The sequence below is a fragment of the Nocardia sp. A7 genome, from assembly GCF_046549215.1.
Taxonomy (GTDB): Bacteria; Actinomycetota; Actinomycetes; order Mycobacteriales; family Mycobacteriaceae; genus Nocardia.
This window is the reverse complement of the sequence record NZ_JAJPWE010000003.1, coordinates 313781-328617: the sequence shown is the minus strand read 5'-3', so window position 1 is coordinate 328617 and position 14837 is coordinate 313781. Positions and strand designations below refer to the sequence as shown.

Sequence of the window (14837 nt, the reverse complement as noted above, 5' to 3'; positions counted from 1 at the left end):
GTAGTCAGCTACGACTGAGAGTTCATCACTGGTGTCGACGTTGTTAGGCAATGAGCCGGAACTATGCCGAGTTTCAGTGATCGGGGGTGATACGCAGCTCGACATCGGTTTGCCCGCAACGGTTCCGATCGCCGGATTCATCGGCGACCTGGTGGCGCTGATCCGCTCGCGGAATCCACGCCTGCCGGAGGGCGACGAGGACTCCGCCCCGGTCCGCGCCCAGCACTGGACGCTGGCGCGACTCGGCCAGGACCCCCTCGCGCCGAGTCGCACGCTCACCGAGGCCGAGGTCTACGACGGTGAGCTGCTGGTACTGAGCCCGGTGACCCGCAAAGAGTCGCCCGCGCTGTTCGACGACGTCATCGACGCCGTATCCCGGCTCACCGCAGGCGAGTTCCGTGGTTGGTCCGGATCCGCGGCCCGCTGGACCGGGCTGGTGCTGGCGACCGTCTCGATCATCGCGGCGCTCGCGCTGCTGGTCGTCTCGCGCATCGACACCGATCCGCTCGCCCCCGCGTTCGCGCTGCTCGGCACCGGCGTCGTCACGTCGGCCGCGGCCGGGATCGCCGCGCGAAAGTTCGCGGATTCGATTACTGCGCACTGGCTTTCGCTGGACGCGCTGCTGCTGTTGGCCGGCGGTGGCGCACTGGTGGTGCCAGGACAGCTGGGTGCGGGCAGTCTGTTGCTCGGCAGCGTGGTGCTGCTGGTCGCCGCGGTGGTCGGGTATCGGGTAACCGGAATCGGGGCGGGATTGTTCGCTGCCGCGATCACGGTCAGCGTGTTCGGCGCGGTGACCGGTGCGATCTACCTGATCTGGCATCCGGGGCTGGCCAAGCTGTTCGCCGGCGTACTCGTCGCGGCCGTCATCCTGCTGTCGTCGGTGCCACGCCTGGCCGCGGTGACGGCCAGGCTGCCGATTCCGCCGGTGCCCACCGCGGGCGGGGCGATCGACCCCGCCGATCACGAACAGCGCCCGACCATCGAGGGTATCGGCGCGGTCGGTGCGATCGCGCTGCCTTCGGCGGCCGGGCTCGGCGAACGCGCTCGGGTTGCGAATCAGATCCAGACCGGTCTGGTCGTGGCCTGCGCGCTGGCCGCGCTGATCGGCGCCGTCGGCGCGGCCGACCCGTTCGGCTCGTTCCATTCCGGCGGTGTCGCCCTCGCGACGGTCGCGGGGATCGTGCTGTGTCTGCGGGGGCGCTCCTACGCCGATCTGGTGCAGGCGGCCACGTTGATCACCGCGGGCGCGCTCACCCTGCTCGCGCTGCTGACCGGGCTCGGCCTCGGACATGATTCGCTCGAATTCCTCGCGATAGCACTGTTGTTGGCGACCGCGGGTGGTGTCGCCGGGTTCGGCGTCATCGGACCTCATGTCGAAGTGACCCCGGTGACGAGGCGGATGATCGAGATCTTCGAGTACCTGTTGATCATCACGATGATCCCGCTCGCACTGTGGGTGATGGATGTGTACTCGACCGCTCGCAACATATGACCGGCGCAGCCATGCGGCGCGCGCTGCTGCGGCTCACCTGTGCGGCGACCGTGCTCGGCGCGGTCGCCGGTTTCCCGATGCCCGCGAGCGCGGTCGCCCCGCCACGGATCGATCCCGGTGCGCTCGACGCCGCGGTGGCGCTGAGCGGTAGACCGGCTCCGCTCGAACCGACCGAACAGCGTGAACTGTGTGCCGAACCGGTGCTGCGCGGTAGCGCGCCGGTCGAACCGCCGATGTCGCAGCAGGTCCTGGATCTGCCCTCGGCGTGGCAGTTCAGCCGGGGGGCCGGGCAGAAGGTGGCCGTGATCGATACCGGTGTCAACCGGCATCCACGGCTGCCCGCACTGCAGGCAGGCGGTGACTACGTGAGCGATTCCGACGGCACCGTCGACTGCGACGGCCACGGCACCTTGGTGGCGGGCATCATCGCCGCCCGGCCGTCGCCCGACGACGCGTTCGTCGGCGTCGCCCCGGACGCGGAGATCCTGGCCATCCGCCAGCTCAGCCTCGCCTACGATCGCAAGGACCGGCAGGGCGCGGTCAAGGAGGACGGTGCGCTGCGCAGCGACGGCTACGGCAGTGTGCTCACCCTCGCCGGCGCGGTCGTCCGCGCGGTGGACATGGGCGCCACCGTGATCAACATCTCCGAAGTGGCGTGCACCGCGGCCGGTTCCAATACCGCGGACGCTGCGCTCGGCGCCGCGGTGAAGTACGCCTACGACCGCGATGTGGTGGTCGTGGCGGCGGCGGGCAATGTGGAGCAGGGCGGGCCGTGTGAGAACCAGAACGAGGGCACCGGCTGGGGTTCGGTGACCACGGTCCCGTCGCCGGCCTGGTTCGCTCCGTATGTTCTGTCGGTCGCCTCGGTCGACGTCAACGGCCAACCCTCGGCGCTGTCGCTGCGTGGGCCGTGGGTCGGGGCCGCCGCCATCGGCCGCAATATCGTGTCGCTGGACAGCAAGCCCGGCGGCACCGGGCTCGTCGACGGCGTGCAGACGATGGAGGGCGTGCAGCCGATCGACGGAACCAGTTTTGCCGCACCGTATGTCGCGGGGTTGGCCGCGCTGATCCGGTCTCGCTATCCGGAACTGTCCGCGCAGCAGGTGATGGATCGGATCACCCGCACCGCGCACGCCCCGGGTCGCGGCCGCGACGACGCCATCGGCGCGGGTCTGATCGACCCGCCCGCGGCGCTCACCGCGCCACTGTCCGCTGAGCCGCCGAGCGAGGGCGCCGACGTCGGCCACCCGATCGCCGAACCGTACGCGGCGCCCGAACCCGACGCACGACCGCGGCAGGTCGCGATCGCCGGTTCGCTGATCTTGTTGACCACCTTGGGAATCGGCGCCGCGTTCGGCTTTCCGTTCCGCCGACGCAGTGCCGACCTGAACCAGGAATTCGAGTAGTAGAGGGATCGATGGCAACCGAAGGTTTCGTCCGTCGCCCCCGGATCGCGCCGCCGCGCGCACCGGGCGGTGAAGTCTCGCTCACCCCGCCGCCCGAGATCCAGCGCGCCATCCCGTCGCCGCTGATGATGAAGCTGATGCCCGTCATCATGGTGGTCGCGGTGGTCGGCATGATCGCGATGATGGTCACGATGGGCCGCAATCTGCTGGCCAATCCGATGATGATGATGTTCCCGATGATGATGCTCATGTCGATGGTCGGCATGATGGCGGGCATGCGCGGCGGCGGCCCCAAGCGCGCCGTCGAGCTCAACGAGGAACGCAAGGACTACTTCCGGTATCTCGACCAGGTGCGCAAGGATGTGCGCACCACCGGCACCAAACAGCTCGAGACCCTCGGCTGGAGTCATCCCGAACCGGCCGATCTGCCCTCGCTGATCGGCAGCAGGCGGATGTGGGAGCGCCGCCCCAACGACCCCGACTTCGGGCATGTGCGGGTCGGGGTCGGCAGCCACCGCCTCGCCACCAAGCTGGCCAGGCCCGAGACCGGTCCGCTCGAAGATCTGGAGCCGGTGTCGACGGTGGCGCTGCGTCGTTTCGTTCGCACGCATTCGGTGGTGCACGAACTACCGACCGCGGTCTCGCTGCGCGCGTTCCCCGCCATCAATATCGGCGGTGACCTCGACGAGGGCCGTGAACTGGTACGGGCCATGCTGATGGAGCTGACCACGTTCCACGGACCGGACAATCTCGTCGTCGCCATCGTCTGCGCCGACCCCGACACCCACTGGGCCTGGGCGAAATGGCTTCCGCACGTGCAGCATCCGTCGGCGCGCGACGGACTCGGCTCGGCGCGGATGATCTACACCTCGCTCGGTGAGCTCGAGTCGGCGCTGCAGACCGAGCTGATGGAACGCGGCCGGTTCATGCGCAATCCGCAGCCGACCCAGGGCAGGCTGCACCTGGTGGTGGTGATCGATGACGGCTACATCAGCGGCAACGAACGCACCATCAGCGAGTCCGGCCTCGACTCGGTGACCGTCCTCGATCTGACCGCGCCCGAGAACGGACTCGCGGCGCGCCGCGGCCTGCAACTGGTCGTCGCCGACGGTGCGGTGTCGGCGCGCAGTGCCGCCGGGGTGGAACGGTTCGCCACGGCCGACGAGGTCAGCCCGGCCGAGGCGGCGGCGTTCGCCCGCTCGCTCGCCCGCTACCGGCTCGCCACCGCCGCGCAGATCGTCAGCCTGGGGGAGGGCACCACCAGCGACCCCGGCCTGATGGCACTGTTGCGCATTCCCGACGCCGCCCAGATCGACCCGGCGAGGGTCTGGCGTCCGCGCACCGCGCGTGAGCGACTGCGGGTGCCGATCGGTATCACCCCGGACGGCACGCCGGTCGAGATCGACATCAAGGAATCGGCCGAGAACGGCATGGGTCCGCACGGCCTGTGCATCGGCGCCACCGGTTCCGGCAAGTCGGAATTCCTTCGCACACTGGTGCTTTCGCTGGTCACCACGCATTCGCCGGACGCGCTCAACCTGGTGCTCGTCGACTTCAAGGGTGGTGCGACCTTCCTCGGTCTCGACTCGCTGCCGCACGTCGCGGCCGTGATCACCAACCTCGAGGACGAGCTCTCGCTGGTCGACCGCATGAAGGACGCGCTGGCCGGTGAGATGAACCGCCGCCAGGAGCTGCTGCGCTCCTCGGGCAACTACGCCAACGTCACCGACTACGAGAAGGCCAGAGCCGCGGGCGTTCCGCTCGATCCGCTACCCGCGCTGTTCGTGGTGGTCGACGAGTTCTCCGAATTGCTCTCGCAGAAACCCGATTTCGCCGAACTGTTCGTGATGATCGGCCGCCTCGGCCGTTCGCTGCACGTGCACCTGCTGCTGGCCTCGCAGCGCCTCGAGGAGAACAAGCTGCGCGGTCTGGAGTCGCACCTGTCCTACCGGATCGGTCTGCGCACCTTCTCGGCCAACGAATCGCGCGCGGTGCTCGGTATCACCGACGCCTATCACCTGCCCAGCGTGCCCGGCGCGGGCTACCTGAAAAGTGATGCCTCCGAACCACTCCGGTTCAACGCCAGCTACGTCTCCGGACCGTATGTGGCGCCCGCGGGCACGCTGACCGGTGACGACGGAACACCGGTGCGTGGTCAGCGGATGACGGTCTTCACCGCAGCGCCGGTCGAGGCCGCGCACGTCGAGCCCGACCTCGAGGCGCGGACCGAGTCCGCGCTACCCGGTCTGCCGGAGCTGCCACCGCCGCCGCCCCCGGCCGGCGCGCCCGTGGAGGAAGGCGTGCCGGACAGCCTTCTCGACGTGGTGGTCCACCGACTGACCGGGCACGGCAGACCCGCGCACGAGGTGTGGTTGCCGCCGCTGGAGGAGTCGCCCACCACCGACATGCTGCTGCCCGACCCGGACTGGCGCTCGCCGGTCAACCGGCACGGTCAGCTGTGGATGCCGATCGGTGTCATCGACAAGCCCTACGAGCAGCGCCGCGATGTGCTGACCATCAATCTCGCGGGCGCGCAGGGCAATGTCGCGGTTGTCGGCGGTCCGCAGTCGGGCAAATCGACCACGCTGCGCACCATCATCATCGCCGCCGCCGCGACCCACACTCCCGAACAGGTGCAGTTCTACTGCCTGGACTTCGGCGGTGGGTCGATGACCGGTCTGGTCGGCGTCCCGCATGTCGGCTCGGTGGCCGGGCGGCTCGACAGTGACCGGGTGCGCCGCACCGTCGCCGAACTGACCAGCCTGATGCGTCAGCGCGAGGAGCGCTTCGCCGCACTCGGTATCGAGTCCATGGTCGAGTTCCGCCGCCGCAAGTTCGCCACCCAGGAAGCGCGCCGCATCAACGGCTCCACCGCACCCGACGACGACCCGCTGGCCGCCGATCACTTCGGCGACGTGTTCCTGGTGGTTGACGGCTGGGCCGCGGTGCGCGAAGAGTTCGACGTGCTGGAACCGCAGATCAATGCCATTGCTGCGCAAGGACTCTCGTACGGCGTCCATGTGATCATCGGCGCTTCCCGCTGGGCCGAGATCCGGCCGGTGGTCAAGGACCAGATCGGTACCAGGCTCGAGTTGCGCCTCGGTGACCCCGGCGACTCGGAGATGGGCAGGCGCACCGCGCACCAGGTGCCGGTCGGCCGACCTGGCCGCGGCATGACCCCGCAGCAGCTGCACATGCTGATCGCGTTGCCCACCCTGAATTCCGACTCCGATCCGTCGAACCTGGCCGAGGGCGTCGCCAGCGCCAAGGAAGGTCTGGCCGAACTCCACAGCAATCGCAGGCGGGCCCCCGAGGTGCGCATGCTGCCCTTGCGGTTCCCCCGCGAACAGTTGCTCGCCGCCGCGCGCGAGGCCGGGCTGGAACTCGGCGCCACCAAGATCGCGGTCGGACTCGGAGAATCCGAACTGCAGCCGCTGGTCCTGGATTTCGCCGCCGAACCGCACTTCATGGCCTTCGCCGACGTGGAATGCGGAAAGACGACACTGCTGCGCAATATTGTCGCCGGGATCGCCGAGAGCTCCACAGTGACCGAAGCCAGGATGATCATGATCGACTACCGCCGGACCATGCTCGGCGCGATCGAGGGCGACCAACTGGCCGGCTACTCGACCTCCTCGCAGACCTGCGCGAAGATGATCCAGGAGGTCGCGACCTATCTGGCCAAGCGCATCCCCGGCGCCGACATCACCCCGCAGGAACTGCGTGAACGGAGCTGGTGGACCGGCCCCGAGATCTACATCATCGTCGACGACTACGACATGGTCGCCACCGGTTCGAGCAATCCGTTCGCACCGCTGATCGAATTCCTGCCGCAGGCCCGCGATATCGGCATGCACCTGGTCGTCACCCGGCGCATCGGCGGCGTCTCGCGCGCGCTCTACGATCCGATCCTCGGTGCGATGAAGAATCTGTCGGTGCAGACGCTGGTGATGAGCGGTGCCCGCGACGAAGGCAAGATCATCGGTGACGTGCGGCCGAGCAAGATGCCGCCCGGGCGCGGCACTCTCGTCTCCCGCAGTCGAGGTGTCGAGTTGGTGCAGATCGCCGATCTCCCCCCGATCTGACAGGCCGGCTCAGCCCGGCGCCACCGCGCTGGAGCCGAGCGCGTGGAGGAACAGGTCGCGCAGGTCGGCGCCGGTGTGGACGTGGGCGAGCGCGTCCTCATCGAGCCGGACCCGCCAGCGTCGTTCGCAGGCCACCAGCGTCTCGAGCACGAGCACCGAGTCCGCACCGGGTAGTTCGGTGATCGGCGCGGCGAGATCGATGTCGTCGACCCGGCAGGCGAACCGGCGCGCCAGTTCCGCGCGCAGCACCCGGGTGATCTCGGCGGGCCTGCGGTCGGCCAGCTCGCGACGGACGTGCTCGGCGATCAGCGCGCGCTGCCATTTCCCACTGGTGGTGCGCGGCAACGACTTCGGCGCGACGAGCAGCACCGTCACCGCGGACAGGGCCAACGTGCCCGACACCGCGCGCCGGATCTGCGTGATCACCGCGTCGGCCGCCGCGGAGCCGGGCCTGGCCTCGGACTCCGCGACGACGATCATGCGTTCGGCGGCACTGTCCGCGACCGCGACGCAGTGCCCCTTGTAGACCCCGGCAGTCGTGCGGGCCGCCTCCTCGACATCGTCGGGAAAGAAATTCCGGCCGGCGACGATGATCATCTCCTTGACCCGGCCGACGATCACGAGTTCGCCGGACTCGATCAGCCCGAGATCGCCGGTGCGCAGCCAGCCGTCGACGATCTGCGACCCGTCCGCGCCGAGGTACCCCGAGGTCACCGCGGGGCCGTGGATGTGGATCTCACCCACACAGCCGTCGGGCAGCACCGTGCCGTCGATATCGGCGATCCGTAGCGAGATACCGGGGACAGGCACACCGACGCCGACGATCTCCCGAGCGTTCGGCGCATCGGCGGCCACGACCCGATACGGCTGTCCCGGCACCAGCGCGTTCCGGTCGACGGTCAGCACCCGGGGCACGCAGCCCGGACGGGGGATGGTGACGGCCAGCGTCGCTTCGGCCATGCCGTAGCAGGGAGACATCGTCGAGACCGGCACGCCGAGTGGCCCGAAGACACGGGCGAATTCGCGAACGGTGTGCGGACGAACCTGCTCGGCCCCGTTGATGGCCAGCCGCCAGCGAGCCAGGGGCGCGTCGGTGGTGTCGGCGCCGAAAGCTTCGGCGGCCGCGCCGAGGAATCGGTCGAAGGAGAAGTTCGGCCCGCAGACTATCGAGCCGCCTACCTGTGCGATGTAGCGGAGCAGGTCGGCGGTGTCGGTGATGAAGGTCTTGGCGCTGAACAGGTGCGCGTCGTAGGGGACGAGCAGGGAGGTCATCAGAGAGACCAGACCCATATCGTGGAACAGCGGAACCCACTGCACGAGAACGTCATCGGTGGTGACCTCGGCGTGGTCCACCAGTGCCGCCACCCCGTACAGGAATTGGGCGTGGGTCAACCGAACGCCCTTGGGGCGCGCGGTGCTTCCGGAACTGAACTGCACCACCGCGAGCGCGTCCGGCGCGACAGTGACCGCGGGCGGACAACTGCCGGAGTGCGAAGTGGGGGTGTCGAGGTCGATGACCCGCAGCGTCGGAATCCGTTCGGCCAGAGCCTTTCCCACCTCGGTGCCGATTCCCGCGGTGAGCAGATACCGCACCTCGCCGGTCTGCACGATCGTGGCCAACTGTGCGACAGCGGCCGCGGGAGCGATCGGTGGCAGCGGCAGGCCCGTCACCGCCGCGCCCGTGCTGATCGCGCCGAAGAACCCGGTGACCCAGGCCGGGCAGGTAGGCATGAGCAGGCCGACGACGTCGCCGGGGCCCGCACCGAGTTCGCGCAGACGCAGCGCGATGTCACCTGCCGCGGCGGGCACGTCGCGGTGCGCGAGCGTCTTCCCGGTGTCGAAGGTGATGGTTCGCTCGCTGGCGTGCAACGCGGTCAGCAGATCGACCAGGGTGCCGGACATCGGATCAGGCTCGCCTCAACGGGCGACCGAGGGGAACCGGGAAGGTGAATCGGGGATGACGCGCGGCTGACATTCGATGCCACCGGCCTTCCGGCGACGGGCATGGAGACGCTCGATTCCACACTGCGACAAGGGGTATCGGTCTGCTCGTTCCGCGCAGTTTCCTTTCGCGCCATGTCGGATTCACTGTGATGCGGTGTTCTTGATCAACGAAGTCTGGAGGTCTTGCGATGGTCAACGAGCGCCTACGTGCCGACATGATGACAATGCTGGACGGGCTCGGAGAGCAGATGCGCGGCATCGCCGAGATTCAGTTGAAACGGTCGAGGCTGACCGCCACCGGCACTGCCTGCGAAGAGCGGATCACGGTGACCGTCAACGCCGATGGTCTGCTGATCCAGACGGTCTTCGCCGACGATATCGCCGAACTCAGCTACGAGGAGATCGCCGAGGGCATGACCGAGGCTGTGCAGAAGGCCGCGACCGAGGTCGGCTCGCTCAGCGAGAAACTGCTCGCGCCGCTGCGTGAGCGCAAGGCCGCGCTGCCGAAGTTGTCGGACCTGATCGACGGCGCCCCCGACCTCGGCTCGCGGATGCCGGTCGAGCCACCGGCACCGAAGGGGATGCGCGAATACGACGCAGCCCCAGCGGGTTCCGATCCTGGAACCGGCTCGCGCTCTATGGTCTCCGACAACGATTGAGTCGGCCACCCCATGACCCTGTATCTGCCGCCGGAGCTGCGTTGGCTCGGTTGGATCGCCGGCGCCTCGTGGCCTGACGGCGACGAAGACAAGATGTGGGATGTCTCCCGTGCCTGGGAGGCGGCCAGCACCGAACTCGTCACGGCGATCGGCCAGTTCGAGTCCGCGAAGACCGCGGCGATGGGGGCCTACACCGCCGGGGAGGGTGCGGACCAGATCGGCCTGATGTTCGACAAGTTCCTGGTGGGGGAGCAGTCGATCAAGGCGCTGTCCGATCTCTACAAGGGCCTGTCCGACACCACCTTCGACATGGGCACCGAACTCCAAGCGGCAAAGCTGAACATCATCATTTCGTTGATCTGGCTGCTGCTGGAGATCATCTGGGCGTGGGTGTTCCCGCCGACAGCGCCTGCTGTCGAGGCCGCGGCCATCACTACGACTCGATCGATTCTGCGGGTCATCGAGGACACCCTCCAGGGCGGTATCCAAAAGCAACTGTCGAAGATCAAATTCATTCACCACGCCGATTCGTTGACCGCAGGTGTGGCGAACGGAACCCGGACATCTAAGTACTGGATTCTCGACTGGAAGTCCAAGATCGCCAGTCCCGGCTGGAAGAATACGCTGCCGTCCTCGAGGGGCCTCTCGGTATACACGATCAAGATCGGTGAGGCGGTGCTCGTCGCCGGCGGTATCAACGCCTCTATCCAGGTCGGTCAGATGGGGCAGGGGAAGCGCCGGAAGTTCAACGGAAAGGAGTTCGGCGCATCGGTGATGGGTGCGGCGGTCTCTACTCCTTTCGGTCGCGAATTCGCCCGTGTGCTCGGCCATGGTTCCAACAAGCTCATCTTCCCCAAGGTCGACAAGCATTTTCCATGGCGTCAACCGACCGGCCTCGGCAATCTGGGCAACGCACCTTTCCGCACGGGCATGTTCGTACACGGTGCGGTGATCGGTGGCGCCTCCGGCGCGGTAAGCAACGTGTTCAGCAATCTCGGCGCCGCTATGGTCACCGGAGATCTCACTTCCATGGCCTCGCCCCATGGGTGGACCGGTGCTGTCGCGCGTGGTGCGATGGTCGGTGGTGCGCGAGGTATCTCCCACCGATTCACACCGATATCGAGCGGTGAAGTCCGGACGAACGTCTGGCACAAGGGAACAACCACCAGCCTGGGCTTCAACAAAGTGCGTGACATGTTCGGTGGCGGCACCCCGACCCCCGCCACAGGTGCAGGCATCCCACTCACCCCCGGCCCTGGAGTTCCAGTGGTCACTGCAGGCCTGACCACTGGTTCCGCGCCGCCTCCCGTCGGCACTGGTGGGGTGGGTGCTCCGCCGGTTGGTGTTGATGGTGGGGGTGCCCCGCCGGTTGGTGTTGATGGTGGGGGTGCTCCGCCGGTTGGCACGGATGGTGCGGGTGCACCTCCGGTCGGCACGGATGGTGCGGGTGCACCTCCGGTTGGTACCGATGGTGCGGGTGCACCGCCGGTCGGCACCGATGGTGCGGGTGCGCCCCCGGTTGGCACGGATGGTGCGGGTGCACCTCCGGTTGGTACCGATGGGTCGAGTACTCCGCCCGTTGGTACTGATGGTGCGGGTGCTCCGCCGGTTGGCACGGATGGTGCGGGTGCTCCGCCGGTTGGCACGGATGGTGCGGGTGCACCTCCGGTTGGTACCGATGGTGCGGGTGCACCGCCGGTCGGTACCGATGGTGCGGGTGCGCCCCCGGTTGGCACGGATGGTGCGGGTGCACCCCCGGTCGGTACCGATGGTGCGGGTGCACCTCCGGTCGGTACCGATGGGTCGAGTACTCCGCCCGTTGGTACCGATGGTGCGGGTGCGCCGCCGGTTGGCACGGATGGTGCGGGTGCACCTCCGGTTGGTACCGATGGTGCGGGTGCACCTCCGGTTGGTACTGATGGTGCGGGTGCACCGCCGGTCGGTACCGGTGGTGCGGGTGCGCCGCCGGTTGGCACGGATGGTGCGGGTGCACCTCCGGTCGGTACCGATGGGTCGAGTACTCCGCCCGTTGGTACTGATGGTGCGGGTGCACCGCCGGTTGGCACGGATGGTGCGGGTGCACCTCCGGTCGGTACCGATGGTGCGGGTGCACCGCCGGTCGGTACTGATGGTGCGGGTGCACCGCCGGTCGGCACCGACGGTGCGGGTGCACCGCCGGTTGGTACCGATGGGTCGAGTACTCCGCCCGTTGGTACTGATGGTGCGGGTGCACCTCCGGTCGGCACCGACGGGTCGAGTGCGCCCCCGGTCGGCACCGATGGGGCGGGTGCTCCGCCGGTTGGTACCAATGGGGCGAGTACGCCGCCGGTTGGTACCGATGGTGCGGGTGCGCCGTCGGTTGGCACCGATGGTGCGGGTGCGCCCCCGGTCGGCACCGACGGGGCGAGTACTTCTCCGGTTGGAACCGATGGTGCGGGTGCGCCGCCGGTTGGCACCGATGGTGCGGGTGCACCGCCGGTCGGCACCGACGGGGCGAGTACTTCTCCGGTTGGAACCGATGGTGCGGGTGCACCGCCGATTGGCACCGACGGTGCGGGTGCACCGCCGGTCGGCACCGATGGGTCGAGTACTCCGCCCGTTGGTACCGATGGTGCGGGTACTCCTCCGGTCGGTACCGATGGTGCGGGTGTGCCCCCGGTTGGTACCGATGGGGCGAGCACGCCTCCGGTCGGTACCGACGGGTCGAGTACTCCTCCGGTTGGTACTGATGGTGTGGGTGCGCCGCCTCGCGTCGGCACTGATCCGCCTCCTGTCGGCGGTGATCGGTCGAGTACCCCCTCCCCTGTCGGCGTGCCGAGTACCCCGAGCCCGAGTACTGGTGGGGCGCTGAGTACCCCGAGCACCGGTGGGGCGCCGAACACCGGCGGCGGTTCGAGTACCGGCGGTGGAACAGGCACCGGTGCTGGGAAGAGTGTCGGCGGTGGGACGAGCGCTGGTGGAACGAACACCCGTGGCGTGACGAGCCCGAGCACTGACGGGTCGAGTACTCCGCCTGCGCCTCCGGTCGGTACCGATGGTGCGGGTGCTCCGCCGGTTGGTATTGATGGTGCGGGTGCGCCGCCGGTCGGTACTGATGGTGCGGGTGCGCCGCCGGTCGGTACTGATGGTGCGGGTACTCCGCCGGTCGGCACCGATGGTGCGGGTGCACCGCCGGTCGGTACTGATGGTGCGGGTGCGCCGCCGGTCGGTACTGATGGTGCGGGTGCGCCGCCGGTCGGTACTGATGGTGCGGGTGCGCCGCCGGTCGGCACCGATGGGTCCGGTACTCCGCCGGTCGGCACCGATGGGTCCGGTACTCCGCCGGTTGGCACCGACGGGGCGGGTGCACCGCCGGTCGGCACCGATGGTGCGGGTACTCCGCCGGTCGGCACCGATGGTGCGGGTGCACCGCCGGTTGGCACCGACGGGGCGGGTACCCCTCCGGTTGGCACCGATGGGGCGGGTACTCCGCCGGTCGGCACCGATGGGTCCGGTACTCCGCCGGTTGGCACCGACGGGGCGGGTGCACCGCCGGTCGGCACCGATGGGTCGAGTACTCCGCCGGTCGGCACCGATGGGTCCGGTGCACCGCCGGTCGGCACCGATGGGTCGAGTACTCCGCCGGTTGGCACCGACGGGGCGGGTACCCCTCCGGTCGGCACCGATGGGTCCGGTACTCCGCCGGTCGGCACCGACGGGGCGGGTACCCCTCCGGTCGGCACCGACGGGTCCGGTACTCCGCCGGTCGGCACCGATGGTGCGGGTGCACCGCCGGTCGGCACCGATGGGTCCGGTGCACCGCCGGTCGGCACCGACGGGTCCGGTACTCCGCCGGTTGGCACCGACGGGGCGGGTACCCCGCCGGTCGGCACCGATGGGTCCGGTACTCCGCCGGTCGGCACCGATGGGTCCGGTGCACCGCCGGTCGGCACCGATGGTGCGGGTGCACCGCCGGTCGGCACCGATGGGTCGAGTGCACCGCCGGTCGGCACCGATGGGTCCGGTACTCCGCCGGTTGGCACCGATGGTGCGGGTACTCCGCCGGTCGGCACCGATGGTGCGGGTGCACCGCCGGTCGGCACCGATGGGTCGAGTGCACCGCCGGTCGGCACCGACGGGTCCGGTGCACCGCCGGTCGGCACCGACGGTGCGGGTACTCCGCCGGTCGGAACCGATGGGTCGGGTGCACCGCCGGTCGGTACTGATGGGTCGGGTGCACCGCCGGTCGGCACCGACGGTGCGGGTACTCCGCCGGTCGGCACCGACGGTGCGGGTACTCCGCCGGTCGGAACCGATGGGTCGGGTGCACCGCCGGTCGGTACTGATGGGTCGGGTGCACCGCCGGTCGGTACTGATGGGTCGGGTGCTCCGCCGGTCGGTACTGATGGTGCGGGTGCTCCGCCGGTCGGTACTGATGGGTCGGGTGCTCCGCCGGTCGGTACTGATGGTGCGGGTGCTCCGCCGGTCGGTACTGATGGGTCGGGTGCTCCGCCGGTCGGCACTGATGGTGCGGGTACTCCGCCTGCGCCTCCTGTTGGTGGTCCGAATACCCCGGCGCCTCCCGTTGGTGTGACGCCACGACCTCCTGGTGTGAACTCGGACACCTTTACCGTGTTCGATCTGAGGAGGGGGCACAACGTCGTGCTCTCACCAGGGTTCGGTGACGGTAAGGACATGAGGGCCAAGACTCGGGCCAAGTGGTATCCGATGCCCTTTGTTTTTCCGCCGGCGTACACCGCGCCAACCGATTTGGCGGATAAGCATGACTGGCAGCCTGGCGGTGCGGTGGTGGTGGAGCCGGGTGTTGCGGACGGGGCGCAGGCTCAGCCGGATCCCGGGGCCGCCGCGGGGGCTCCGCCCGGTGGCGGTGTGGACAAACCTTTCAATCTGACATGAATCCGATAGCACTGATAGTGAGGCCGTAGTCCGATGGCGGAACGTATCGAAGTCGACCCTTACGAGCTGAAGCGAGCGTCGGCCATCACTGTCGATGCCGCGGCGGAGCTCAAGCGAATAGTCACCAAACTTCGTGGTGCGCTCGCACTGGAATCCGATACGACCAATTTCCCTTGGGGGAACGACTCTTTCGGCGGCAAGTTCGCCGGTGGGACGAAGGGCTACAAGGTGACGCGCAAGAGCCTTCTCGAAAGCGGTGACGCCTTGGCATCAGGGGCAGTCGGTTTCGCTGATGGCCAGGTGCAGGCAGCCCTACTCATGATCGCCTCCGACGAGAAAGAGTGACCGGTGGACC

The 14837-nt window shown here is 68.7% G+C and carries 7 protein-coding genes; 5 read left to right on the top strand and 2 right to left on the bottom strand.

Translation table 11 applies throughout. The features are described 5' to 3' along the window. Window positions 1–31: 31 nt before the first annotated feature. Genes eccD through eccCa form a run of 3 tightly spaced genes read left to right on the top strand, consistent with a single transcriptional unit; the run spans window position 32 to window position 6983 of the window. The gene (gene eccD / locus ACLJPD_RS19550) at window positions 32–1492 is read left to right on the top strand and encodes a type VII secretion integral membrane protein EccD (protein WP_410873881.1); all 1461 of its coding nucleotides are present in this window, start codon (window positions 32–34) and stop codon (window positions 1490–1492) included. Next, window positions 1489–2898, top strand: a complete 1410-nt coding sequence (gene mycP, locus ACLJPD_RS19545) for a type VII secretion-associated serine protease mycosin (protein ID WP_410873879.1) — start codon at window positions 1489–1491, stop codon at window positions 2896–2898. Before eccD ends, mycP begins: the two co-directional genes overlap by 4 nt. An 11-nt stretch (window positions 2899–2909) precedes the next feature. Continuing rightward, window positions 2910–6983, top strand: a complete 4074-nt coding sequence (gene eccCa / locus ACLJPD_RS19540) for a type VII secretion protein EccCa (protein ID WP_410873877.1) — start codon at window positions 2910–2912, stop codon at window positions 6981–6983. 9 nt (window positions 6984–6992) lie between these two features. On the opposite strand, the gene ACLJPD_RS19535 is transcribed toward eccCa, so the two are convergent. Beyond that, window positions 6993–8885, bottom strand: coding sequence for a non-ribosomal peptide synthetase (locus ACLJPD_RS19535; RefSeq protein WP_410873876.1), 1893 nt, complete (start codon window positions 8883–8885; stop codon window positions 6993–6995). 230 nt (window positions 8886–9115) lie between these two features. Between ACLJPD_RS19535 and ACLJPD_RS19530 the strand changes: the two genes are divergently transcribed. Beyond that, window positions 9116–9586, top strand: coding sequence for a YbaB/EbfC family DNA-binding protein (locus tag ACLJPD_RS19530; RefSeq protein WP_410873874.1), 471 nt, complete (start codon window positions 9116–9118; stop codon window positions 9584–9586). A gap of 278 nt (window positions 9587–9864) precedes the next feature. Here ACLJPD_RS19530 and ACLJPD_RS19525 read toward each other — a convergent pair whose 3' ends face one another. Beyond that, window positions 9865–10047, bottom strand: coding sequence for a hypothetical protein (locus ACLJPD_RS19525; protein ID WP_410873872.1), 183 nt, complete (start codon window positions 10045–10047; stop codon window positions 9865–9867). Window positions 10048–14515: 4468 nt separating this feature from the next. On the opposite strand from ACLJPD_RS19525, the gene ACLJPD_RS19520 reads away from it, so the two are divergent. Beyond that, a complete protein-coding gene (locus ACLJPD_RS19520) occupies window positions 14516–14827 on the top strand; it encodes a hypothetical protein (RefSeq protein WP_410873870.1) in 312 nt (103 codons plus the stop codon). The last annotated feature ends 10 nt before the right edge of the window (window positions 14828–14837 follow it).

Coding starts and splice junctions, on each gene's coding strand:
- mycP (WP_410873879.1), top strand. CDS start 1,489: ATGACCGGCGCAGCCATGCGGCGCGCGCTGCTGCGGCTCACCTGTGCG.
- eccCa (WP_410873877.1), top strand. CDS start 2,910: ATGGCAACCGAAGGTTTCGTCCGTCGCCCCCGGATCGCGCCGCCGCGC.
- ACLJPD_RS19535 (WP_410873876.1), bottom strand. CDS start 8,885: ATGTCCGGCACCCTGGTCGATCTGCTGACCGCGTTGCACGCCAGCGAG.
- ACLJPD_RS19530 (WP_410873874.1), top strand. CDS start 9,116: ATGGTCAACGAGCGCCTACGTGCCGACATGATGACAATGCTGGACGGG.
- ACLJPD_RS19525 (WP_410873872.1), bottom strand. CDS start 10,047: ATGACCCGCAGAATCGATCGAGTCGTAGTGATGGCCGCGGCCTCGACA.
- ACLJPD_RS19520 (WP_410873870.1), top strand. CDS start 14,516: ATGGCGGAACGTATCGAAGTCGACCCTTACGAGCTGAAGCGAGCGTCG.